The organism is Bacteroides caecigallinarum, assembly GCF_016901995.1.
GTDB lineage: Bacteria > Bacteroidota > Bacteroidia > Bacteroidales > Bacteroidaceae > Phocaeicola > Phocaeicola cellulolyticus.
Genome location: NZ_JACJLE010000044.1, coordinates 14,325 through 36,226, shown reverse-complemented (window position 1 = coordinate 36,226; position 21,902 = coordinate 14,325). Strand labels below are relative to the sequence as shown.

General features: G+C 40.8%; 23 protein-coding genes. 10 read left to right on the top strand and 13 right to left on the bottom strand.

Annotation, left to right across the window (positions count from 1 at the left end; genetic code table 11):
• Positions 1-100: 100 nt before the first annotated feature.
• The gene (locus tag H6A61_RS11655; protein ID WP_204393803.1) at positions 101-538 is read left to right on the top strand and encodes a PepSY-like domain-containing protein; all 438 of its coding nucleotides are present in this window, start codon (positions 101-103) and stop codon (positions 536-538) included.
• A 77-nt stretch (positions 539-615) separates the two neighbouring features.
• On the opposite strand, the gene guaA is transcribed toward H6A61_RS11655, so the two are convergent.
• The 3 genes from guaA to H6A61_RS11640 all read right to left on the bottom strand — a co-directional run bounded on the left by guaA (position 616) and on the right by H6A61_RS11640 (position 3,636).
• Entirely contained in the window at positions 616-2,169 is a 1,554-nt protein-coding gene (gene guaA / locus H6A61_RS11650) for a glutamine-hydrolyzing GMP synthase (RefSeq protein ID WP_154042579.1), read from the bottom strand.
• A 112-nt stretch (positions 2,170-2,281) separates the two neighbouring features.
• On the bottom strand, positions 2,282-3,073 hold the full coding sequence (nudC, locus tag H6A61_RS11645; protein ID WP_204393801.1) for an NAD(+) diphosphatase: 792 nt from the start codon (positions 3,071-3,073) through the stop codon (positions 2,282-2,284).
• Between the two features lie 2 nt (positions 3,074-3,075).
• Entirely contained in the window at positions 3,076-3,636 is a 561-nt protein-coding gene (locus H6A61_RS11640) for a hypothetical protein (RefSeq protein WP_154042581.1), read from the bottom strand.
• Between the two features lie 159 nt (positions 3,637-3,795).
• Here H6A61_RS11640 and H6A61_RS11635 point away from each other — a divergent pair, with 159 nt between their 5' ends.
• Together H6A61_RS11635 and H6A61_RS11630 are read left to right on the top strand one after the other, a co-directional pair.
• Complete coding sequence (locus tag H6A61_RS11635) at positions 3,796-4,650, top strand: ADP-ribosylglycohydrolase family protein (protein WP_204393798.1); 855 nt, start codon at positions 3,796-3,798, stop codon at positions 4,648-4,650.
• Positions 4,651-4,740: 90 nt separating this feature from the next.
• Positions 4,741-5,304: a DUF4890 domain-containing protein gene (locus H6A61_RS11630; protein ID WP_204393796.1), complete on the top strand. Its 564-nt coding sequence runs from the start codon at positions 4,741-4,743 to the stop codon at positions 5,302-5,304.
• On the opposite strand, the gene H6A61_RS11625 is transcribed toward H6A61_RS11630, so the two are convergent.
• The gene (locus H6A61_RS11625; protein WP_204393794.1) at positions 5,292-6,047 is read right to left on the bottom strand and encodes an arginase family protein; all 756 of its coding nucleotides are present in this window, start codon (positions 6,045-6,047) and stop codon (positions 5,292-5,294) included. The genes H6A61_RS11630 and H6A61_RS11625 overlap by 13 nt on opposite strands.
• A gap of 223 nt (positions 6,048-6,270) precedes the next feature.
• On the opposite strand from H6A61_RS11625, the gene araJ reads away from it, so the two are divergent.
• The 3 genes from araJ to H6A61_RS11610 all read left to right on the top strand — a co-directional run bounded on the left by araJ (position 6,271) and on the right by H6A61_RS11610 (position 8,421).
• A complete protein-coding gene (araJ, locus tag H6A61_RS11620; protein WP_204393792.1) occupies positions 6,271-7,422 on the top strand; it encodes an MFS transporter AraJ in 1,152 nt (383 codons plus the stop codon).
• Between the two features lie 134 nt (positions 7,423-7,556).
• Entirely contained in the window at positions 7,557-7,889 is a 333-nt protein-coding gene (locus H6A61_RS11615; RefSeq protein ID WP_204393791.1) for a 6-pyruvoyl trahydropterin synthase family protein, read from the top strand.
• Entirely contained in the window at positions 7,876-8,421 is a 546-nt protein-coding gene (locus tag H6A61_RS11610; RefSeq protein ID WP_204393789.1) for a 7-carboxy-7-deazaguanine synthase QueE, read from the top strand. Before H6A61_RS11615 ends, H6A61_RS11610 begins: the two co-directional genes overlap by 14 nt.
• A 102-nt stretch (positions 8,422-8,523) precedes the next feature.
• Here H6A61_RS11610 and H6A61_RS11605 read toward each other — a convergent pair whose 3' ends face one another.
• Positions 8,524-9,774: a BACON domain-containing protein gene (locus H6A61_RS11605; RefSeq protein WP_204393787.1), complete on the bottom strand. Its 1,251-nt coding sequence runs from the start codon at positions 9,772-9,774 to the stop codon at positions 8,524-8,526.
• A 251-nt stretch (positions 9,775-10,025) separates the two neighbouring features.
• Here H6A61_RS11605 and H6A61_RS11600 point away from each other — a divergent pair, with 251 nt between their 5' ends.
• Entirely contained in the window at positions 10,026-10,913 is an 888-nt protein-coding gene (locus H6A61_RS11600; RefSeq protein WP_204393785.1) for a glucosaminidase domain-containing protein, read from the top strand.
• A gap of 80 nt (positions 10,914-10,993) precedes the next feature.
• On the opposite strand, the gene rlmH is transcribed toward H6A61_RS11600, so the two are convergent.
• A complete protein-coding gene (gene rlmH / locus H6A61_RS11595; RefSeq protein WP_154042590.1) occupies positions 10,994-11,467 on the bottom strand; it encodes a 23S rRNA (pseudouridine(1915)-N(3))-methyltransferase RlmH in 474 nt (157 codons plus the stop codon).
• 88 nt (positions 11,468-11,555) lie between these two features.
• Between rlmH and nadC the strand changes: the two genes are divergently transcribed.
• Together nadC and H6A61_RS11585 are read left to right on the top strand one after the other, a co-directional pair.
• The gene (gene nadC / locus H6A61_RS11590; protein ID WP_204393783.1) at positions 11,556-12,410 is read left to right on the top strand and encodes a carboxylating nicotinate-nucleotide diphosphorylase; all 855 of its coding nucleotides are present in this window, start codon (positions 11,556-11,558) and stop codon (positions 12,408-12,410) included.
• 2 nt (positions 12,411-12,412) lie between these two features.
• The gene (locus H6A61_RS11585) at positions 12,413-13,021 is read left to right on the top strand and encodes a DUF4923 family protein (protein WP_204393781.1); all 609 of its coding nucleotides are present in this window, start codon (positions 12,413-12,415) and stop codon (positions 13,019-13,021) included.
• A 72-nt stretch (positions 13,022-13,093) separates the two neighbouring features.
• Here H6A61_RS11585 and lgt read toward each other — a convergent pair whose 3' ends face one another.
• The 7 genes from lgt to dnaN are packed head-to-tail and all read right to left on the bottom strand — an operon-like array spanning position 13,094 to position 21,220.
• On the bottom strand, positions 13,094-13,924 hold the full coding sequence (gene lgt / locus H6A61_RS11580) for a prolipoprotein diacylglyceryl transferase (RefSeq protein WP_204393779.1): 831 nt from the start codon (positions 13,922-13,924) through the stop codon (positions 13,094-13,096).
• Positions 13,925-13,936: 12 nt separating this feature from the next.
• Positions 13,937-15,637, bottom strand: coding sequence for a tetratricopeptide repeat protein (locus H6A61_RS11575; protein ID WP_204393777.1), 1,701 nt, complete (start codon positions 15,635-15,637; stop codon positions 13,937-13,939).
• A gap of 17 nt (positions 15,638-15,654) precedes the next feature.
• Positions 15,655-16,407: a 23S rRNA (guanosine(2251)-2'-O)-methyltransferase RlmB gene (rlmB, locus tag H6A61_RS11570; protein ID WP_204393775.1), complete on the bottom strand. Its 753-nt coding sequence runs from the start codon at positions 16,405-16,407 to the stop codon at positions 15,655-15,657.
• Positions 16,408-16,442: 35 nt separating this feature from the next.
• Positions 16,443-18,104, bottom strand: coding sequence for a DNA repair protein RecN (gene recN, locus H6A61_RS11565; RefSeq protein WP_204393773.1), 1,662 nt, complete (start codon positions 18,102-18,104; stop codon positions 16,443-16,445).
• 2 nt (positions 18,105-18,106) lie between these two features.
• On the bottom strand, positions 18,107-19,297 hold the full coding sequence (gene coaBC / locus H6A61_RS11560) for a bifunctional phosphopantothenoylcysteine decarboxylase/phosphopantothenate--cysteine ligase CoaBC (protein WP_204393805.1): 1,191 nt from the start codon (positions 19,295-19,297) through the stop codon (positions 18,107-18,109).
• 10 nt (positions 19,298-19,307) lie between these two features.
• Positions 19,308-20,084, bottom strand: a complete 777-nt coding sequence (locus H6A61_RS11555) for a 3'-5' exonuclease (protein ID WP_154042597.1) — start codon at positions 20,082-20,084, stop codon at positions 19,308-19,310.
• Between the two features lie 11 nt (positions 20,085-20,095).
• Complete coding sequence (gene dnaN, locus H6A61_RS11550; RefSeq protein ID WP_204393771.1) at positions 20,096-21,220, bottom strand: DNA polymerase III subunit beta; 1,125 nt, start codon at positions 21,218-21,220, stop codon at positions 20,096-20,098.
• Between the two features lie 221 nt (positions 21,221-21,441).
• Between dnaN and H6A61_RS11545 the strand changes: the two genes are divergently transcribed.
• Entirely contained in the window at positions 21,442-21,828 is a 387-nt protein-coding gene (locus H6A61_RS11545) for a DUF3127 domain-containing protein (protein ID WP_204393769.1), read from the top strand.
• The last annotated feature ends 74 nt before the right edge of the window (positions 21,829-21,902 follow it).

The window sequence follows — 21,902 nt, the reverse complement described above, 5'->3', positions numbered from 1 at the left end:
TTCATGAGTGCTAATCTTTCTTTTGTCAAAACACTCGGTTTTATATCAATTTTAGTATAAACCTGTCCTACTCTATGTGTAGGACGCTTAATATTTACGTATGAAAAAGGTTATATTTTTATTCGTTTGTTTGTTTACAATGTCAATGATTGCTGTTGCAGATACAGATAAACCTATTCAGATTGGTCAGCTACCGTTAAAGGCTCAGACATTTATTTCAACTTATTTCAAGAATGCTAAAGTTGCGATGGCTAAGCAGGAAACGGATTTGTTCTACAAGAGTTATGATGTGATATTCACATCGGGTGATAAAATAGAGTTCGATAAGTCTGGTGAATGGACTGAAGTAAAATGTATCAAGGATGGAGTTCCGTCACAGATTATTCCTCAGCAAATAAAGGATTATGTGAACACTAACTATCCTGATGACAAAATCTTGAAAATAGAGAAAAATTCAAGAGAATATGAAATCAAACTTTCCGGCAGATGGGAAATCAAATTCGACAAGCAGTTCAGAGTAATTGATATTGATGATTGATAATTGAAAATATAGAAACAAAAAAGCGAGACAATCTGATGAAAGTCTCGCTTTTTTGTTTCTATGTTGTTTGGGGGTTATTCCCACTCTATTGTTGCAGGTGGTTTTGAAGAGATATCGTAGCAAACGCGGTTTACGCCTTTTACTTTGTTGATGATATCGTTTGAAACCTTTGCCATGAACTCGTATGGAAGATGAGCCCAGTCGGCAGTCATCGCATCCGTACTTGTTACGGCACGCAATGCAACGGCACGTTCGTAAGTACGTTCGTCACCCATTACACCTACGCTCTGTACAGGCAACAGGATAACACCTGCCTGCCATACCTGATGGTACAATGATGTTTCGTTTCCTTCAGCATCCTTAGTCTTCCAGTCACGCAATCCCTGAATGAAGATGTCGTCTGCATCCTGAAGGATACGTACTTTCTCGCGAGTGATGTCGCCAAGGATACGTACAGCCAAACCTGGACCAGGGAAAGGATGACGAGTAATAAGATGTTCAGGCATTCCAAGTTCTCTACCAACACGGCGAACTTCGTCCTTGAACAACAGACGCAATGGCTCGCAAAGTTTCAAGTTCATCTTTTCAGGCAGACCACCTACGTTGTGGTGACTCTTGATTACTGTACCTGTGATAGAAAGAGACTCGATGCAGTCAGGATAGATAGTACCCTGAGCCAACCATTTAACGTCCTGTATCTTGTGAGCTTCTTCGTCGAATACGTCGATGAAGCCTTTACCTATAATCTTACGTTTGCGTTCTGGTTCTGTAACACCTGCCAGTTCGCTGAAGAATTTTTCGCTTGCATCAACGCCGATAACGTTAAGACCGAGGCATTCATAGTCGTGAAGTACGTTCTTGAATTCGTTCTTACGCAACATACCGTGGTCAACGAAGATACATGTCAAGTTCTTGCCGATAGCCTTGTTAAGAAGAACAGCTGCTACTGATGAGTCAACACCACCGCTCAAACCAAGTACCACCTTGTCATCGCCAAGCTGTGCCTTGAGCTCGGCTACTGTAGTTTCGATGAATGAAGCTGCGCTCCAGTCCTGCTTACCGCCGCAGATGTCAACTACGAAGTTTTTCAAGAGCAGAGTACCGTCTTCCGAGTGGAATACTTCAGGATGGAACTGTACTCCCCAAAGCTTTTCGTTCTTTGCCTGATAAGCTGCTACTGCTACCTTGTCGGTAGAAGCTATGATTTCGAAGTTTTCAGGTATTGCTGTGATTGTGTCGCCATGACTCATCCATACTTGTGAATTCTCGCGGATTCCTTTGAGAAGAGGATTCTGATGGTCGAACTTAGCCAGGTGTGCACGTCCGTATTCGCGTGTGTTGGCTGGTTCTACCTTACCTCCATTGGTGTATGCCATGAACTGTGCGCCATAGCATATACCCAAGATAGGATATTTGCCACGGATGTCAGTAAGGTCAACCTTAAAGGCCTTTTCATCATAAACAGAGAATGGACTACCTGAAAGGATTACACCAATAACAGACGGGTCATTGTGTGGGAACTTGTTGTAGGGAACAATCTCGCAATACATGTTCAGTTCGCGGACACGGCGACCGATGAGCTGTGTAGTCTGTGAACCGAAGTCGAGAATAATAATCTTTTCCTGCATATAAGTTTATTGGTTAAAATAATAACTTTGCAAAGTTAATAAAAAGTAGGGATATTGTTTTTATAAAAGCACAATAAAATGTTTTTATAGACTGATAATACTCAATTGTTCATCAAACTTTTCCTTCCAGCCACGCGTCTATCATCTGTCTGGCTATACTGAGTTTCTTCGGAATTTCCGGCATATTGTCGCGCGAATAGAATTCTCCGGCGCTGAGCTCCTCGTCCTGAAGCTTTATTGTACCGCTTTCATAGTCGGCAATGAACCCAATCATTATACCGCTCGGATAGGGCCATGGCTGGCTCCCGAAATATCTCAGATTTTTTATTTTCAGTTCTGTTTCTTCCATTACTTCACGGCGGATACACTCTTCCAGTGTCTCACCTGCCTCAAGAAATCCTGCTACCAGACCTTTGTATTGTCCTCTGAAATTCTTTGCATGTACCAGAAGCACTTTGTCTTCTTTTTTTATGAGAACTATCACTGCTGGTGATATGCGCGGATAGAATTCCTGACGGCATTCAGGGCAACGCTTGGCGATAGGAGAGACCTGTACTGTGGGAACTCCACACATGGGGCAGTAACGGCTGTTCTTGTCCCAATTCAGTATCTGTGATGCTTTGCCTGCTCTGTAATATTCTTCGAATGGAAGTACGTCGTAAGATGCTCTCAAATCTTTCATCATCATTTCGCTGTCTTCGTTGCCCGGAACTGGCGAATATATGGCATATGCTTTTGCTGTGTGTCCATAGATTTCTCCTATGGTATGTACTGTACTGCCTACCGGCACAGCTACGGGTGGTTCCTGTCCGTATGGTATATGGTATTTTCCTTCGGAATCTTTTACTATCAATAATTGTCCTGAGTTGAATACAAACCAACCGAAAATTTCTTTTTCTTCCATGTTCAGCAATCTCCCAAATTAACTTTTTCAAACTTGTAACCCATTCTTTTGAGCTGTATTGCTGCTCCAGTCCTGTACATAACCCTTACGGCACGTGCGAAAACATGAAAAGCCGTAGGACTCTGTGGCTCTATCTGTTCGCGTCTTATAATGTCAATTGCTTTTTGTGCACATCTTCTTATTATTTCCTCAATGTTTTTGGCATCTTCGCTTTCCAGAGGAATACCTATAATGTCTCTTATAAGGTGTTCGTCCATATCGTCAAATCCTTGTTCGCCGTAATAATCCTTGTATTTGGCTTTTGAGATAGTATTCCAATCTATATCCCATCCGAAAGCTACTGCCATTCCCAGATATGCAGCCCAAGCTACCGAAACTGTAGGATAGTCTTGGATTTGTTCTACTGCATCTGCTATATACTCTGAGGCCAATACCTGCCAATAATCGTCTATGTCGTCTGTGGCAAGCAGCGTTCCGTCAAGAAATTTATAGTTGGTACAAAGCCTCAAGATTTCCTGCTGTAGCTTGTCTTCAAAATTGTCTAGATATTCTTTTAATTCCATGATTTATAATTTTTGTACGATATTCGTAAAAACGGACAAATATATGCAATTAAACAGTCAAATGCTTTATTAAAACTACTTTTTTATGTAAAACGTATTTATAAAATTTGTTTTGCACGAAATAAAATGACAACTTTAGGTAATAAAAATCAATATGTAATGTTAGGAGCAGTGATAGGAGATATTGCAGGTTCTGTATATGAATTTGACAATACAAAAGATTATGATTTCGAAATGTTTCCTCCTGGAAGTAATTTTACGGATGATACGGTGATGACCATGGCAGTTGCGGAATGGGCTATGCAGAATGATGTAAATGCTGACGAGGAAATTCAAACCGGGCTGTTGGAGAAAATAATGGTTGACGTGGCAAAAGACGTTTCATGCCCTATGGGGGGATATGGAGCTGGATTTCATACATGGCTTTTTCATCCGGAAAGGTTGATAGATTATCGTACCGGTAAGCGTGCATCCGGACGTTGTCCGTACAATTCATGGGGAAACGGTTCTGCCATGCGAACTTCAGCAATAGGCTGGCTGTATGATGATATGGATACTACATTGAAAGTGGCTGAAACAGGTGCTGCCATAACCCATAATCATCCTGAAGGAATAAAAGGAGCGCAAGTTGTGTCGGCCGCTATTTTTATGGCTAGAAACGGAGCTTCAAAAGATGATATAAAAGAAATTATCAGTGCGAAATTTAATTACAATCTTGATTTGTCATGGGATAGTTTACATCAAAATTACGGTTGGGATTCAAGTTGTCAGGGTACAGTGCCTCAGGCTATCGTCTCCTTTCTTGCAAGTGATGATTTTGAGAGTGCCATACGCAGGGCGATATCAATAGGAGGTGACAGTGACACTTTGGCCTGTATCACCGGCAGTATTGCCGAGGCTTATTATAAGGATATTCCTGAGTATATGGTTTCTAAGGCAAAGAGTTTACTTCCTGTAAGATTTACGAAGGTGTTGGAAATGATGGGAGAGAAGGGATATTATTTCGTTTGGTAGTCATAAAATCCCTGTTGGTGGATTAAGTTTTACTATTGTCAGGCGATTTCATATTTTTGTGAATAGAATAAAATTCAAAAAATATTCACTATGATAAAAAAGAAAACTTTGGCAATAGCATTTGCAATCATGTTGTCTGCATCATGGAATATTTCTGTTGCAGACTCTGTTTATGATGAACCGCTGAAAACAGAGCAGAAGAAAGAATTTTCTAATCCGGAAAAAGAGGCAAAGAAAAGAACTGATGAAATGGACAGGCTTTTGAGTCTTTCAGAGAAACAGTACAAAAAGATTTACAAACTTTATTTGAAGGAAGAAAAGGAGAAGGTTGAGAAAATGTTCAGTCGCAGTGGAGGACAGCCGCCGATGAATGGTGGAAGACCTCCTATGGGTATGGGACAACCTCCTGTGGGTGGTGGATTTCCTTCTATGAGTGGTAATCACCCGGGCTTTGGAGAAGGCGGGCCGATGATGCCACCTGAGCATATCAAAGAAAAAATGGCTGAAGAGATGAGGAAACGTGAAGAAAAGATGCTTAAAAAGATACGTAAGATTCTTGACGATGAACAATATGAGAAGTGGCTTGAGATGAAGCCTAAAGCTCCGGGAAAACCGTTTCCTGGTGCTGACAGACCTAAACCTCAGGATTTATAATCCTGGAGGTTTAGCTCAGCCAATTGTCGGTTTATATCGTTGTCTTTCCTTATGTTCTCATCGTGCATTCCCAGTATGGAATATTTACATTCACCACAGATGTCGATACCGATTATCCTGCCATGTTTCAGCAGTATTGACAGCAGACGTTTAAGTTCTGTCATTGTAGCTTTTCCCTGATCCCAGTTAGTTACATCTTCCTCAGGATTGAGTACATCCTTGTCTATTGATATGTATATGGGAAGGTCGAAATGCATGTTGTAGAAACGTTGCCAAGCATCGTGGTCTTCCAGTTGCGATTCCTTGAATTCTATCAGTTTGTCCGTATATCTGCTGTCTATCTTTTTCAGAAGTTCGTCTGAAGTTCCTATCAGAATAACTTTTTTCAGATGTTTATTCGTATCAATAGATGATTTAACCCACGAGCCGCATGTCAGCAGTTCATCGAACAGGGAAGGTTGCATGTCAGGATGATGGTCGAACACTACGAGTATGAAATCTTCCAGAATTTTGTCTGTAAAAAACTTTGATATATAATGGTAATTACCTGAGTCGATGAAATGAATTCCTTGCGGAGGCAGATCCTTTATCCGATTACATATTTCTTCGGATGCTTCATTGTCGCAAAAGCAGTTTGCCCCGGATATATCTGTGCAGTTTATCCATTTTATTTTTTCATCTTTATAGAATGACTCTTCTGTATATACATTCGAGAAATTTAATATTACAATATCGTGTTCCATATTCATTGATATTTTAATTGTAGCCTTTCTGCAAGTAAATTATTCTTTTATTCTTTGCTTTATCTCCAAAGGTACTGAAAAATCGGCTATGGTGTTCTTCTTTAAGAATAATTGTACAAAAAACAATTATAAAATGTTCTTATGTTTTAAAACATAAGATGTAACTTTGCAGCAGAATTTAAAATATAAGAATATTCATTGATAAACAGATAGAAATAAAATTATGAAGAAGAGTCTTATAGCACTGGCTTTCGGTACTTTGGCATTAGGAATGGCGGAGTTTGCCATGATGGGTATATTGCCGTATGTAGCTTCCGATTTTGGAATAAGCATATCCGAGGCAGGTCATCTTATTTCTGCCTATGCACTTGGTGTGTGCTTCGGTGCACCGGTATTGGTTCTTGCACGGAAGAAGTCACTCAAGCATTTGCTTATGGCATTGGTTTCGCTGATAATAGTTGGAAATCTTTGTGCATCTATTGCACCTAATTACTGGGTTATGATGATTGGGCGTTTCATCTCAGGTTTGCCTCATGGAGCTTATTTCGGAGTGGCTTCTATTGTGGCTTCCAAGCTTGCAGATAAAGGCAAAAGTTCGGAGGCAGTTTCCATAATGATAGCCGGAATGACTGTTGCCAATCTGTTCGGTGTACCGCTTGGCACATCATTGAGCCATCTTATCTCGTGGCGTTCCACATTCCTTTTTGTAGGTCTTTGGGGTATAATCGTTTTCTATTATATATGGCGATGGGTTCCGGTTGTAGAAGGCTTGCAGGATGTAGGTTTTAAAGGACAGTTCCGCTTTCTCCGTACTCCGGCTCCGTGGCTTATTCTAGGTGCTACAGCTCTGGGTAATGGCGGTGTGTTCTGCTGGTACAGCTATATCAGTCCGCTGCTGACTAATGTTTCCGGTTTCTCGGAAAGCAGTATGACGGCTTTGATGGTGCTTGCCGGCTTTGGTATGGTAGTGGGAAATCTCATAAGCGGACGAATGTCCGACCGTTATACGCCTGGGCGGGTTTTGATGATTGCTCAAGGTGGTATATGTTTGATATTGCTTGCTATCTTCTTTTTATCACCTAATCCTTGGCTTTCAGTTTCGCTTATGTTTCTATGTACAGCCGGACTGTTTGCAGTATCCAGTCCGGAGCAATTGTTGATAATACGAGTGGCTCCGGGAGGAGAGATGCTTGGAGGTGCATGCATCCAGATAGCATTCAATTTTGGTAATGCCGTGGGAGCATACGCAGGAGGCCTTGCGGTGACTAACGGTTTCCAATATGCGGCTCTTGTAGGAGTGCCGTTTGCTATGGTAGGTTTCATACTGGCTGTGATATTCTACAGACGGTATCAGGTGAGGTACGAGGTAAAGTGATAATATAAAATTACCAATGTACTAATCTGTTATAATAAAATTTCTTTGGATATTTTTTTTCTTTGCGACGATAAAACTGCCGAGGTGACATTAAGCAGGAGCAAATTTGTATTAATCTAATTAACGTATCAACTATGTACACAGTAATTAAAAGGATGGAAATTTCAGCCTCACATTCGCTGCAGCTGTCTTACCAGAGCAAATGCGAGAAGCTTCATGGTCACAACTGGATTATAACCGTTTATTGCCGTTCGAAAGAGCTTGACGAAAACGGTATGGTGGTAGATTTTACTCATATCAAGCAGGCTGTGGAAAAGCAGCTGGACCATAATAACTTGAATGATGTACTGCCTTTTAATCCTACGGCAGAAAATATTGCCTTCTGGGTTTGTAATCAGGTTCCACATTGTTTCAGGGTAGAAGTAAAAGAATCGGAAGGTAATACGGCTATCTATGAGAAAGATTAACGAAATTTTCTACAGTTTGCAGGGTGAAGGGTTTCATACGGGAACCCCTGCTGTGTTTGTCCGTTTCTCTGGATGCAATCTGAAGTGCAGCTTTTGCGATACGCAGCATGAAGATGGCAGGATGATGTCGGATGATGAAATTATAGCGGAAGTATGCACATATCCATGCCGGATGGTGATTCTTACTGGTGGAGAACCAGGACTTTGGATTGACGGCAAGCTGACTGCTGCCTTACATGCGGCAGGGAAATATGTTGCGATAGAAACTAATGGCACTTGTATTTTGCCGGAGGATATAGACTGGGTTACCTGTTCTCCTAAGGAGGGAGCCATACTTAAAGTATCCCGTATAGATGAAGTGAAAGTGGTATATGTAGGTCAGGATGTGTCTGAATATCTGAAACTGCCAGCAAGGCATTTCTTTCTGCAACCATGTTCAGGACAAAATACCAATGATGTAATATCCTACATAAAGGAACATCCACAGTGGCGATTAAGTCTTCAGACACATAAACTGATAGATATTCCATAATATTATAAAAAAGAGGTATTCAAAATAGTGAAAAGTCCCGGCCTGAATACGAATATGAACGAATCGTATAAGGTCGGGACTAATTATATCTGATGATAATGATTATTCTGAGTAACTTAGTACGAGCATTGTTTCAGAATAGTTAGGCTTGTTTACTTTATCAGGATGTTTGTATTTGATGACTGATATGCGTCCGTTTTCATCTTTCTCGTATGATATTTCTATTGCCTCATAACCGGATTCGGTCGCTCTTGATGCTTCTCCTTCACCATCTGAAATTTCTGTCTCATAGTAATAGTAGTATTTGGTTTGCAGATTTTTTGATTGTTTACCCATATTCATGATTATAGCTGTGTAATCAGGTTCAGGATATGAGCCGTCGCACATAAGCTGATTGAGGTCGAATATATCATTATTCAGTTCTTCTCCATATTCTGCTTTCATCCATGACTCTCCGGACTCATCGTCCTTCATTTCTGAAAGATTGCCATCATTCCATATGAAGGTACTGTTTGAAGGTCCGTCGTTGTTTCCGTCGTTATTCTTTTGGAAGAAATAGTAGGTTGCCAGATGACCTTCGCTGTCATATGTATATTCGTTTGTGACATCGGATGTATGTTTGTCGTTAATATATATTTTTCCTAATGCAGAGACTACATATCCTTGCTCGTTTGTTTGAATATTCCAATTTTCCAGCCTTTTTGTATTATTGGATGAACTACCTTGATGTTCTGACTTTTCGTTTGATTCTATTTTAAGTGTCTTGGTATCGGGGTCGTACGAATAGTCTTGTTTGAATGTGTATGTGGAATAGTTTTCGTAGGAACCTTCTGATGAAGTCTTTACTAATATTCCATCTTTGTATTGTAAGGAAGTTTCATATAATTTTACTTTCTCGTTACTGTTATATTTTATTCCGTAAGCTGTTATTTGTGTTATCATAGCTTTGCCTTGATCGATATTTCCGTCTCCTTCAGTACTGCTGCTTTGACTTACAGTGATAGTGATAGTTGTGTCTCCACAAGTAATTGTGATTGTGGCAGTACGATCCTCACCGGTAACATTTTTGCTCATCGTAATGTTGATTACCTGATTTTTACCTGCTTTTCCTGACTTAGGATTGATGTCAATCCAGCTTTCATCAGCACGGCTTGTTGTAGAGACAGATGCATTCCAGTCGTTTTGTGCCTCAAAGTGTATGGTTCCATTGCTTTCGCCGGAATTAAAAACTTGGTTAAGTTCTTCCGGGTTACTTACGGTAATGTTCGATGGAGTGTTTTCTCCATTCTCACAACTGCTTATCGCAATGCAAATCATAAGCAGATAAAAGATGCTTGTAATTAATTTTTTCATAAATGATAATATTATTGGTTTTTACAAAAATACTACTTTTACGATTGTGCAAACATCACGTAAAACAGTGATTTTTTGTTTTCACATAATGGAATTTTTGTTTTAATGGTCAATAATGAGATAATAACACAAATTTTTTTTGGTGCTCTTTTATGTGCCAATTGATTTGCAGAAGTGAAAAACATTACTTCATTCACTATATAAATCACATTTTTTCCGTAAGTTTGTACCTGTTTTTCAAGATTAACGATATGAGAAAATATCTTACACTAATTTTAATATTCATTGCCGGGCTTTCTGTCACGGCGTCAGCACAAAAGAGAAATCAGGCTTACGAGGACTATATAAGGAAGTATAGGGGAATAGCCGTGGAAGAGATGAAGAAATACCGTATTCCTGCCAGTATCACACTTGCTCAGGGATTGCTTGAGTCAGGGGCGGGAAGGAGTACTCTGGCCAGGAAGTCCAACAATCATTTCGGTATAAAGTGCGGCCGTTCGTGGGACGGGCGTACAGTGCGTCATGATGACGACCGTCGCAACGAGTGTTTCCGTGCTTACAGGCATGCCAAGGAATCGTATGAAGACCATTCGAAATTCCTGCGAACAGGAGCCAGATATGCTTTCCTTTTCCGATTGAAGATAACAGACTACAAAGGATGGGCGCGCGGATTGAAGAAAGCAGGATATGCTACAGATCCTAAGTATGCCGACAGACTGATTAATATAATTGAGCTTTATGATCTTGACCAATACGATCGTAAGGGTGGTCTGGAATGGGCTGAGAAGGTAACTAATCCTCATCAACCTTATCTGGCAAATGAAATGCTTTATATCATTGCACGTAGAGGAGATACATTCAAGTCATTGTCCGATGAATTTGATATCAGCAGTCGCAAGCTCCGCAAATATAATGAATTGCCTAAGGACTATACATTCCGTGGTGGGGAAGTTGTTTATCTGGAAGAGAAACGAAAGAAGGCTACTAAGGATCATATAGTATATGTAGTAAAATCTGGCGATTCCATGTATTCCATATCGCAGATGTTCGGTATAAAGCTGAAATATCTTTATAAGATGAACAAGATGGATGAAGATGCTCCTGCGCCTAAGGTGGGCGATATTCTCCGATTGAGATAAAATCTAGACATTAAAGAATAAATCCGCTTCTCTGAGAAAAAATGCAGGGAAGCGGATTTATTCTTTTTATTTGATATATGTTATTCGTGATGATATGGACCATTGTTCAGGATAGTCATAGCCCTGTATAGCTGTTCCACGAATATGAGGCGTATCATCTGATGAGAGAATGTCATTTTCGACAGAGAAATCTTTTCTTGAGCTGCTGCATATACCGATGGAGCAAATCCATAGGGGCCACCTATGATGAATACCAGACGTTTGTTCACGGTATGCATTTTCTTCTCAACCCAGTCGGCAAACTCAATTGAGCGGAATTCTTTACCGTGTTCATCCAGCAGTACCACTACGTCGCCCGGCTGTATGGCTTTCAGAATCAGTTCACCTTCTTTCTCCTTTTGTTGCTCCATGCTAAGGCTCTTGGTGTTCTTCAGTTCGGGGATAACTTCCATGTCGAACGAAGTATAGTGTTTGGTTCTCTCCACATAGTCGTTTATGGCAGTGATGTAGTGTTTTTCCACTGTCTTGCCTACTACAAGTAATATAAATTTCATATTCGTTTTCTGTTTTTATAAATTACGGCTTTGCAAAGATACGAATAATCTATACCTTTGCATTATAATTCAATAAATCTGTAACATTATGGACGAGAAAGTAGTAAAAGATCTGATAGATCGCCTTATAGACCTGTCTTTCGCTGAAGATATAGGTGATGGCGACCATACAACACTCTCATGTATCCCTGCTGATGCAATGGGTAAGTCAAAACTTCTTATCAAGGAAGAAGGTATCCTGGCAGGTATTGAAATAGCAAAGGAAGTGTTCAACCGTTTTGACCCTACAATGAGGGTTGAGGTTTTCATCAACGATGGAGCGCACGTTAAGCCGGGCGATGTTGCCATGGTAGTGGAAGGAAAAGTTCAGTCTTTGCTTCAGACAGAGCGTCTGATGCTGAACATCATGCAGCGTATGAGTGGTATTGCTACTATGACAAACAAGTATGTGAAACGTCTGGAAGGTACAAAGACCCGCGTACTTGATACAAGAAAGACAACTCCTGGTATGCGTATCCTTGAAAAGATGGCTGTGAAGATTGGTGGTGGTGTGAACCATCGTATAGGTTTGTTCGATATGATTCTGTTGAAAGACAATCATGTGGATTTTGCCGGAGGTATCGACAAGGCTATCAACCGTGCAAAGGAATATTGCAAGGCTAAAGGCAAGGACTTGAAGATTGAAATCGAGGTTCGTAACTTCGATGAGCTTCAGCAGGTTCTCGACCTTGGTGGTGTAGATCGTATTATGCTAGATAACTTTACTCCAGAAAATACACGTAAGGCTGTAGAAATGGTTGCCGGCAGATATGAAATCGAATCATCCGGAGGTATTACTTTCGACACTCTTCGCGATTATGCAGAATGTGGAGTTGATTTTATTTCGGTAGGTGCCCTTACACACTCTGTAAAGGGACTTGACATGAGTTTTAAAGCTTGCTGATTATGATTGGTAGATTTCTTCTGACAGGTTTGATACTTACTGTAAGTACAGCAGTATCTGCACAGGACTGGAAGTCTGTGCTTGGTGGGGTAGTGAACAAGGTGGAAGAAACAGTTTCCAAAGTGAACGAGAGTGTTTCAATGGTTGGAACTTGGAAATACACTGCTCCGGACTGTAAGTTTGAAAGTGATGACCTGCTGTCGAAAGCAGGAGGTGAAGTTGCAGCGAAGAAAGTAGAAGAACAGATGAGTAACTATCTGTCCAAACTTGGTTTCAACGAAAATACTGTATATGTGTTCAATGCAGACAGTACCTATACATCTACTGTGGCAGGACGTACTGTAAACGGCACTTACAGTTATAATAAAGATACTAAAGAAGTTACGTTGAAAACAAAGATAGGTCTGAAGATGACAGCTCAGATATCTACTTCTGTACTGAATGGTGGAAAAATGAGTCTGTTGTTCAAAGCAGATAAACTGATGTCGCTTGCACAGGCTGTGACAGGTGCCGTAGCCGGAAAGTCATCGAATGCAACAGTGAGTACGCTTAATACCGTATTGTCTCAATACGACGGCTTATTGTTAGGATTTGAGATGCAAAAGCAGTAAAATTATCATTGATATAAAAAATAGAGTGGCGAAACTGATTTTTTCGGTTTCGCCACTCTATTTCTTTTATTATCATCTTTTTTCTATAGCCGGTTTCTTCAATCCTCTGACTATGAAGTATAGTCCTAGTATAATGAATGGAATGCTCAATACCTGTCCCATATCTATCATCATGTAGTTTTCAAAATCAACCTGTCTTTCTTTTATGAACTCCACAAAGAAGCGGAAGGTGAAGATTGAAAATATGCAGATGCCGAAGTAAAGTCCATCCTTATATGATTTAACCTTGTTCTGTACGTACCACATAATTCCGAAGATAATGAAGTATGCTATTGCTTCGTACAGCTGTGCCGGATGTCTTGGCTGATTATCCACCTGTTCGAATATGAAAGCGAATGGTAGTGAAGTAGGCATACCTATAATTTCGGAATTCATCAGATTGGCTATTCTTATGAAACCTGCTGCCAGTGGTGCTGCCATAGCTATTATATCAAGTATCTGCAGATAGGTAATCTTTGTTTTCCTGCAGAAAAGATATAAAGTAAGCATAAGTCCCATGGTTCCCCCATGGCTTGCCAAGCCTGCATATCCTGTAAACTTCCAACTGCCATCAGGAAGAAAACGTACCGGAAGGACTATCTCAAGCAGATGGTCGGAATAATAGGCAAAATCATAGAACAGGCAGTGTCCCAGACGGGCTCCGATGAATATACCGAGGAATGAGTAAACAAACAGCTTGTTGTAATCATCTTCGGACATTTTTCTCTTTTGGAATATTTTGTGTACCACTATGCTGGCAGATGCTATGGCGATAACCCAAAATACACTGTACCATCTGAGACTGAATCCTCCCAATGTGAATATTATCGGGTCTGGATTCCAGTTTATATACAAAAGGTTCATAACTGCAGTCTCTTATTTTGCGTATTTCTTTATCAGGTCTTCGGCAACTGTATCACCCAGTTCCTTTGCCTTATTAAGATTTTCAAGTCCTTTCTTTTTGTCTTTACCCTTTATCTGACAGTAACCCAGCATACGGTATGCATCCGCATTCTTAGGATCGAGAGAAACAGCCTTTTCAAGAGCTGCTATAGCTTCGTCTGTCTGACTCAGGCGGATATGTATGCTTCCTTTCTCAACCCAATATCCGCTATTCGACGGTTCAAGTTCTACAGCCTTGTTTATGTCGTTGATAGCCTGTTGGTACATGCGGCATTGCATTTCAGCTTGTTGGCGGATTACGTAAAACTCAGCCGAAACCTGTCCAAGCATGGCATCGTAGAAAGCATTGTAGTCTAAAACAGCGTCACGATACATCTTTGCTTCCGATTTCATGCGGGCACGTTCGAACAGATATGGAGCAGCATCCTTGCCATAAGGTGTATTATAATATGCCATTGCGCTGTCCATCAGTGCTATAATTTCTTTTTTATCTGTACCTTCTACCAGTTCTTTGGCTTTGGCTACCGCATAGAAAGCCGAAGCTGAGGCTAGAGGAGTCTTGCATACATTTTCATATGCTGTTGCAGCACTCTTATAGTCTTTCATTGCGAAGTAAATATCGCCCTGCAACTGATAGTATAATCCTTCAGCAGAAACAGATATCGCCTGATTTGTTTCATCCAATGCCCTTTCCAGAGTCCAGTTTGCCTTTTCCGGCTTTTTCGTATTGCTGATGCTGTAATTATATATAAGCTTGGCTATTCCATAATGAGCTTCTGCTTTATTTTCTGCAACTTCAGCTGTCTTTTTCAGATCATCCTCTACTTTGCTGACAAACTCATCGGAATTCTTGTCCATATAATATGTAGCACGTCTTAGATAGCCTTCCATATTGTTTGGATACATATTTATGAAGTCATTCAGTATGGAAAGATATTCTTCTGCTTCAAGCTGTGACGACATCATGTAGAGGAATACCAATGCCTGGGATTCGTCTTCGGGCAGACCTTTCTTAATTTTTATGGATTTCAGTGTCGCATCACTGCCTGAGAGGGCATTGATTGACAGACTTTTTGCAAAGTTAATTCCCAAAGCATAACTTTTCTGGTCTTCGCTGTCAGAATTTCTTTGAATCATACCTATCACTTCTCCGTTCTCGTTCATTACAGGACAACTGACATCTTTGGCTCCTGTACTCATTGACAGTGTATAATAGAAAGAATTATTTCCTATAGAGTCAACGTTTTGTATGGTACCTGAAATCCCGTTTATTGAGTTTTGTGTTGAGTAAGGCATTATATAGACCTTCTCGTTTTCCTTTCCTTGTGTGGTAGCAGGAGTCAGTGACTCCTGTTTTTTGGGCGTTTCTGTCTTGAATCGTACCACGTCGTACATGTCGTTAGCTCCCAGAATCAGAGTTACAGGCAGTTCCTTTCCGTCTGATGTTACTACTACAGCTTTGTGGGCTCCTTTAAACAGACTATAGTCCGATACTCCTGTTCCTTCAGAATCGATATAAAAACCGTTTCCGGTATTTAATATTTTATTGTCTGCGTTGTATGTGATAACTGAGAAAACGGCTTTTCGTGCTTTCTTTGACCATTTAGGTAATTCCTGTGCCCATAAGCCACTTATACCCATGGCACATATTGTAATAAAAATTGTTTTCCTCATGATATTGTCCGGTATTATTATTCTTCAGTAGAGAAACCACGTTGTTTGATGGCTTCGTATATAAGGATTCCTGCTGCTACAGATACGTTGAGTGATTCTATTGTACCGAACAGAGGTATTTTAATCCATTCGTCGCAGAGAGCGAGATGTTCGTAAGGCACACCGGTGTCTTCTGCTCCCATTATTATACATGTAGGTTTTGTGTAGTCGCCTTTAGTGTAGTCATAATCACCTTTTTCTGTAGCAGCTACAATGCTGAAGCCACTGTCTTTCAGAAATTTTATGGTGTTTGTGATGTTGCTTTCGCGACAAACAGGTATTGTGTGGAGTGCTCCCGCAGAGGTCTTGATGGCATCAGCATTTACGCTCACACTGTTCTTTGACGGTATGATAATGGCATCCACACCGGCACATTCGCATGTACGTGCTATTGCACCGAAGTTACGTACATCTGTAAGTCCGTCAAGGAGTATTATCAGAGGATTTTTACCCTTCTCGAAAAGGAAAGGTACTATATCTTCCGTTTTCTGATATGTGATAGGAGAGATGAAAGCCACCACTCCCTGATGGTTTTTGCGTGTTATCTTGTTTATTCTTTCCACCGGTACTCTCTGTACTGGTATCTGTGTATCTTTCAATGCAGCAAAAAGCTCTTTCGACAAATCACTCTGGATGTCTTTCTTTACCAGAATTTTGTCAATTTCTTTTCCTGCCTGTATCGCTTCAATTACGGCTCTTACACCGAATATCATTTCATTTTTTTCAATCATATCTGTATGTCTAATTGTTTTAATTCAATAATGGATTAAAGTCCGAGCAAAGACCTGGCATTGTTTCTAGCAGCCTCTGTCATTGTAGAACCACTAAGCATATTTGCTATTTCGTCTATACGTTCCTCGTCTGTGAGGCGTATGATATGGCTGTTTGTTCCGGTTTCGGTATCTTCCTTATATACTTTGTAGTGTGCATTGCCTCTGGCCGCTATCTGTGGCAGGTGTGTGATGCTCAGTACCTGTCTGTTCTGTCGTCCCATATCCTGCATTATCAGTGCCATTTTCTCTGCAATGGAACCTGATACACCTGTATCAATCTCATCGAAGATTATTGTCGGAAGTTTCACTGCTCCGGCTATCATGGCTTTCAGTGAAAGCATCACTCTGGCAATTTCACCGCCGGAAGCTATGGAAGCCACATTCTGCAAGGTTCCGTTCTTGTTGGCAGAGAACAGGAAGTTCACTGCATCCAGACCGTTAATATCCGGCTCTTTTTTTCTGCATATCTCTACTGCAAATTTCACATTAGGCATTCCTAGCGGAATCAGCAGTGACTCCATCTGTGACTGGATTTTACCTGCGCTTTCCGTACGCAAGGCTGTCAGGACTTCTGCTTTACGTATTACACTGTCGTACAATTTTTTCTTTTTGTTTTCCAGTTCGGAAATACGTTCGTCAGATGATGTTATCATGTCGAGTTGTTGCCTGTAGTTTTCGGCTATCTCGATAAGTTCCGTATCAGTCTTTACATGATGTTTCTGCATCATCGAGTATATCATGTTGAGGCGGGAATTTACGAAATCAAGTCTTGAAGGATTGAATTCTATTGCTTCCTGTGCGTTCTCCATGTCGTGCGAGATGTCTTTTATCTCAATGTAGCAGCTTTCAAGTCTTTCTTTCCATTCATTGGCTTTTGCAAATACTTTGCAAACCGTTTGCAAAGTGTTTATACTGTCCTTGATAAGCGTTACGCATCCTCCTTCGTCGCTGCCTATATTTTGAGCCGAGCGGTAAAGTCCTGCCTTTATGTCTTCTGCATGGGTCAGGGTTTCTGCTTCCTGCTCAAGCTCGGCTACTTCGCCTTCTTTCAGTTCCGCTTCATCAAGCTGCTGGAGTTGGAATCGGATATAGTCTTCTTCTTTTCTTGTCTCCTCGGCTTGTCTGATACATTCATCCAGTTCGCGGCTTACTTTCCTGTATTCATTGTATTCGTTCTGATAGTCAGTCAGTTCTTTGATGTCCTGAGCTAGAATATCCAGAATATTCAGCTGAAAGCCTTCCTTGTTTATTAATAGGTTCTGGTGCTGGCTGTGTACGTCAATCAGCTTCTCTCCAAGCACTTTCATCTGCGACAACGATGCAGGAGTATCATTTATGAAAGCCCTGCTTTTCCCGTTTATGTTTACTTCGCGGCGGATTATACATTCTTCGCTGTCGTATTCAATGTCGTTTGCCTTGAAGAACTCTTCCATACCGTATGATGCTATGCTGAATTTCGCTTCCACGATACATTTCGTGGCCCCGTTGCGTATAGCCTTTACGTCTGCCCTTTGTCCTAACAGAAGGCCGATTGCACCAAGAATGATTGATTTTCCGGCTCCCGTTTCTCCGGTGATAACGGAAAATCCGGGTTCGAAAGTTATATCAAGTTTATCAATAAGTGCGTAGTTCTGGATGAATATAGACTGTAGCATGATTATAATATTTCTGCCAAATGGTTAATTATGTCTGTAGCCACTTCTTTCTTATTTTTTAGCGGGAATTCGATTACGTTCTCCTTGTCGATGATGGTAATCTTGTTTGTATCATGTCTGAAACCAGCTCCCTTGTCGTTCAGTGAGTTAAGAACGATGAAGTCAAGATTTTTTCTTTCCAGCTTGCTTTTGGCATGTTCCATTTCATCGTTTGTTTCAAGTGCAAATCCCACCATTACCTGATTGTCTTTCTTTATTTTTCCCAGTGCAGCAGCTATGTCCTGCGTAGGTTTCAGCTTAATTATCAGGTCGTCTTTTTCGCGCTTTATTTTTTGTTCAGCCTTTGTTTCAGGAGTGAAGTCAGCTACTGCCGCACACAGTATTGCTGCATCGCTTGAACCGAACTCCTTTGTAGCTGCCTGATACATTTCATCTGCACTCTCTACACTGATTGTTCTGATGTTAGGATGCTTTGCCGTAATGCTTACAGGTCCGCTGATAAGAGTAACTTCGGCTCCTCTTTCCGCACAGCATTCAGCCAGGGCGTAACCCATTTTGCCTGAAGAGTAGTTACCGATAAATCTTACAGGGTCAATCTTTTCGTAAGTAGGACCGGCGGTAATCATCACCTTCTTTCCGGCTAGATCTGACTTTTTTGCGAAGAAATCCTCCAGTACGGCAACGATGTTTTCCGGTTCTTCCATTCTTCCTTTGCCTACAAGATGGCTTGCCAGTTCACCTTCGCCCGGTTCGATGATAATGTTTCCGTATGACCTCAGTGTGTCAAGATTTTTTTGTGTTGACGGGTGTGCAAACATATCAAGATCCATTGCCGGTGCCACGAATACCGGTGCTTTCATCGACAGGTATGTGGTGATAAGCATATTGTCGGCAATGCCGTTTGCCATTTTCCCTATAGTAGATGCAGTGGCAGGAGCTATCAGCATTGCGTCTGCCCACAGTCCGAGGTCAACGTGGCTGTGCCATGTTCCATCCCTGCGAGCAAAGAACTCGCTAATGACTGGTTTGCTTGTTATGGTGGACAGTGTAAGTGGTGTGATAAACTCTTTCCCTGCAGGAGTTATAACGATTTGTACTTCGGCACCCTTCTTTATCAATGCTCTGGCAAGTACTGCCGCCTTATATGCGGCAATACTTCCAGTGATGCCAAGTACTATTTTTTTACCTTTCATCATAAATGTTTCATTTTAACATTCCGGTTTCTCTCAGTCTGATTTTTGTAAGCACATTCTTTGTGTTCAGTGCGAAATCACCGTTCATAATCCATCCGTAATATCCGATGTCTTTCTTCATTACTTCGGCTACCGGCATGCCTTTATATTTACCGAAATTGAATACTTCCACTCCGTTGTCATCATATACTATTCTTCCTGCAAAATCTACGTTTTTCGAATAGCTAGAATATTCCGACAGGAAGTTGATATCATTCTGAAGAGTGTCCTGATACATATCCAACTGAGCTTTAAGAACTTCGTAAGTGGCTCTTGTGTCTGCTTCAGCAGTATGGGCGTCTTCAAGGTTCTTTCCGCAATAGAACTTGTATGCGGCCGACAGGGTGCGCTGTTCCAGCTTGTGGTAGATTACCTGTACATCTACAAATTTTCTCTTTGTAAGATCAAGATCGATGCCGGCTCTGAGGAATTCCTCTACGAGAACAGGAACATCAAATCTGTTGGAGTTGAATCCTGCTATATCCGCACCTTCGAAGTCTTTTGCTATGTTGGTAGCCACTTCCTTGAAAGTAGGGCAATCTGCCACATCCTCGTCTGTTATGCCGTGGATGGCGGTCGATGCTTCCGGAATATGCATTTCCGGATTTATTCTCATTGTCTTGCTTTCTTCGTTTCCGTTTGGATATACTTTCAGATAGCAGATCTCCACTATTCTGTCGCTTGTTATATTGGTTCCTGTAGTTTCCAGGTCGAAGAAAACTATAGGGTTTTTAAGATTAAGTTTCATTATGGAAAAAATTAGTCGTTAAGCATCATAGGCATGAGCAGCATAAGCAGGTCTTCGTTTTCTTCCTGTTCTTCAGGAACTATGAGTCCGGCTCTTGATGGATCAGCCAATTCGATAATTACATTCTGCGATGAGATATTATTCAGAATATCTATCAGGAAAGACGATTTGAAACCTATGCTCATGTCTTTTCCGTCGTACTGGCATGTAAGAGTTTCTTCTGCAGAAGTAGAGAAGTCGATATCCTGAGCAGAAATAGTCATGCTGTTTTCTTTCAGACTGAGTTTAATCAAGCTGCTTGCCTGAGAAGAGAATACAGACACGCGTTTAAGTGCGCTTATGAAGATAGCGCGGTCAACTATTGCCTTGTGAGGATTGTTCTGTGGAATAACAGAATTGTAGTTAGGATAACGTCCTTCGATGAGACGGCAAGTCATCTGATAGTTCTCCATTGTGAACATTGCGTTCTTGTCGTCGAAGCAAATCTGTACATCACCCTGTTCCTTAGGAAGTATATTCTTGAGTATGTTAGATGGCTTTTTAGGAAGGATGAATGCAGCTTTTTCATTGCCCGTAGAAGAGAATGATTTATTACGTACCAGTTTATGACCGTCTGATGAAACCAAAGTTACGTCCTGCTGGCTAATATCGAAATATATACCGTTCATCACAGGTCTCAACTCATCGTCGGCAGTAGCGAAGATACATCTGTTGATTCCTGTAAGCATAACATCAGCAGCCATTGTCAGATTGACAACTTCACTTCCCATCTGTTTTGGCAATGGATATTCGTCGCCGTTCTGTGCCATCATGCTGTATTTACCGTTAGGGTATTTTACGGTAATTTCCATTGTGTCTGTATTTATATTGAAATTCAATGGCTGTTCAGGATTTTCCTTTAAGGCTTCAAGAATTGTTTTTGATGAGATGGCAAATTTGCCTTCGCCTTCGTATTCGCTGACTTCAATGCTTGTTGACAGTGTAGTCTCGCTGTCCGAAGCTGTCATTGTTATGGTTCCATCGTTTAGTTCTATCAGGATACAGTCCAGAATAGGAAGAGAGTTTTTTGAATTGATAACACGGCTGATAGCCTGTAAATGGCTGAATAATGTTGTGCTTGAAACTAAAAATCTCATGATTGATGTTATATTTAATTGTTTTTTAATTATTATTTCTGCTTAAATTTCTTTACAGGAAAACGATAAATAATCGAATGCCAAAGTTACAAAAAAAGATTATTTGACTAAAGCAATTGCCTGATAAAAATGCTTTCGTCCGGAGAAAAAATATTGTAAAAAATTAGTTCACTTCTAGGGAAAAGAGTAATTTCGTGACCAAAATCAAATAGAAAATTATTATGGAAATAACAGGAAAAATTATTGCTGTTCTTGAACCGCGCGGTGGAGTGTCAAAAACAGGCAATCCTTGGAAAGTTCAGGAGTATGTTTTGGAAACTAACGAGCAGTATCCTCGTAAGATGTGTTTTGATGTGTTTGGTGAAGATAAAATCCAGCAGTTCAACATACAGGCAGGTGAAGAACTTACAGTTTCGTTCGATATAGATGCCCGCGAATGGCAGGGCAGATGGTTTAACAGTATCAGAGCATGGAAAGTGGAAAGACCATCCCAGAATGCGGGTATGCAGCCACAGCCAGCTGATTATTCTTTCCCTCCGGTATCATCGGCTCCGGTGCCTCCAGCTGACTTCTCGGCAACTGACGAAAAGGATGATCTGCCTTTCTGATATTTGGAAATAAAAAGAAGAATTTCATTAGGAAGTTGTAAGAAGTTATTGCAATTGCTTTAGTTCTACTTTTC

Excerpts from the sequence above, each read along its gene's own strand:
- rlmH (WP_154042590.1), bottom strand. The coding sequence starts at position 11,467 with ATGAAATTTATATTACTTGTAGTAGGCAAGACAGTGGAAAAACACTAC.
- lgt (WP_204393779.1), bottom strand. The coding sequence starts at position 13,924 with ATGAACCTTTTGTATATAAACTGGAATCCAGACCCGATAATATTCACA.
- araJ (WP_204393792.1), top strand. The coding sequence starts at position 6,271 with ATGAAGAAGAGTCTTATAGCACTGGCTTTCGGTACTTTGGCATTAGGA.
- H6A61_RS11605 (WP_204393787.1), bottom strand. The coding sequence starts at position 9,774 with ATGAAAAAATTAATTACAAGCATCTTTTATCTGCTTATGATTTGCATT.
- H6A61_RS11555 (WP_154042597.1), bottom strand. The coding sequence starts at position 20,084 with ATGAAACTTAATCTTAAAAACCCTATAGTTTTCTTCGACCTGGAAACT.
- nadC (WP_204393783.1), top strand. The coding sequence starts at position 11,556 with ATGGACGAGAAAGTAGTAAAAGATCTGATAGATCGCCTTATAGACCTG.
- H6A61_RS11600 (WP_204393785.1), top strand. The coding sequence starts at position 10,026 with ATGAGAAAATATCTTACACTAATTTTAATATTCATTGCCGGGCTTTCT.
- recN (WP_204393773.1), bottom strand. The coding sequence starts at position 18,104 with ATGCTACAGTCTATATTCATCCAGAACTACGCACTTATTGATAAACTT.
- coaBC (WP_204393805.1), bottom strand. The coding sequence starts at position 19,297 with ATGAAAGGTAAAAAAATAGTACTTGGCATCACTGGAAGTATTGCCGCA.
- rlmB (WP_204393775.1), bottom strand. The coding sequence starts at position 16,407 with ATGATTGAAAAAAATGAAATGATATTCGGTGTAAGAGCCGTAATTGAA.
- H6A61_RS11635 (WP_204393798.1), top strand. The coding sequence starts at position 3,796 with ATGTTAGGAGCAGTGATAGGAGATATTGCAGGTTCTGTATATGAATTT.
- nudC (WP_204393801.1), bottom strand. The coding sequence starts at position 3,073 with ATGGAAGAAAAAGAAATTTTCGGTTGGTTTGTATTCAACTCAGGACAA.
- dnaN (WP_204393771.1), bottom strand. The coding sequence starts at position 21,220 with ATGAGATTTTTAGTTTCAAGCACAACATTATTCAGCCATTTACAGGCT.
- H6A61_RS11640 (WP_154042581.1), bottom strand. The coding sequence starts at position 3,636 with ATGGAATTAAAAGAATATCTAGACAATTTTGAAGACAAGCTACAGCAG.
- H6A61_RS11585 (WP_204393781.1), top strand. The coding sequence starts at position 12,413 with ATGATTGGTAGATTTCTTCTGACAGGTTTGATACTTACTGTAAGTACA.
- H6A61_RS11655 (WP_204393803.1), top strand. The coding sequence starts at position 101 with ATGAAAAAGGTTATATTTTTATTCGTTTGTTTGTTTACAATGTCAATG.
- H6A61_RS11610 (WP_204393789.1), top strand. The coding sequence starts at position 7,876 with ATGAGAAAGATTAACGAAATTTTCTACAGTTTGCAGGGTGAAGGGTTT.
- H6A61_RS11575 (WP_204393777.1), bottom strand. The coding sequence starts at position 15,637 with ATGAGGAAAACAATTTTTATTACAATATGTGCCATGGGTATAAGTGGC.
- guaA (WP_154042579.1), bottom strand. The coding sequence starts at position 2,169 with ATGCAGGAAAAGATTATTATTCTCGACTTCGGTTCACAGACTACACAG.
- H6A61_RS11630 (WP_204393796.1), top strand. The coding sequence starts at position 4,741 with ATGATAAAAAAGAAAACTTTGGCAATAGCATTTGCAATCATGTTGTCT.
- H6A61_RS11615 (WP_204393791.1), top strand. The coding sequence starts at position 7,557 with ATGTACACAGTAATTAAAAGGATGGAAATTTCAGCCTCACATTCGCTG.
- H6A61_RS11545 (WP_204393769.1), top strand. The coding sequence starts at position 21,442 with ATGGAAATAACAGGAAAAATTATTGCTGTTCTTGAACCGCGCGGTGGA.
- H6A61_RS11625 (WP_204393794.1), bottom strand. The coding sequence starts at position 6,047 with ATGGAACACGATATTGTAATATTAAATTTCTCGAATGTATATACAGAA.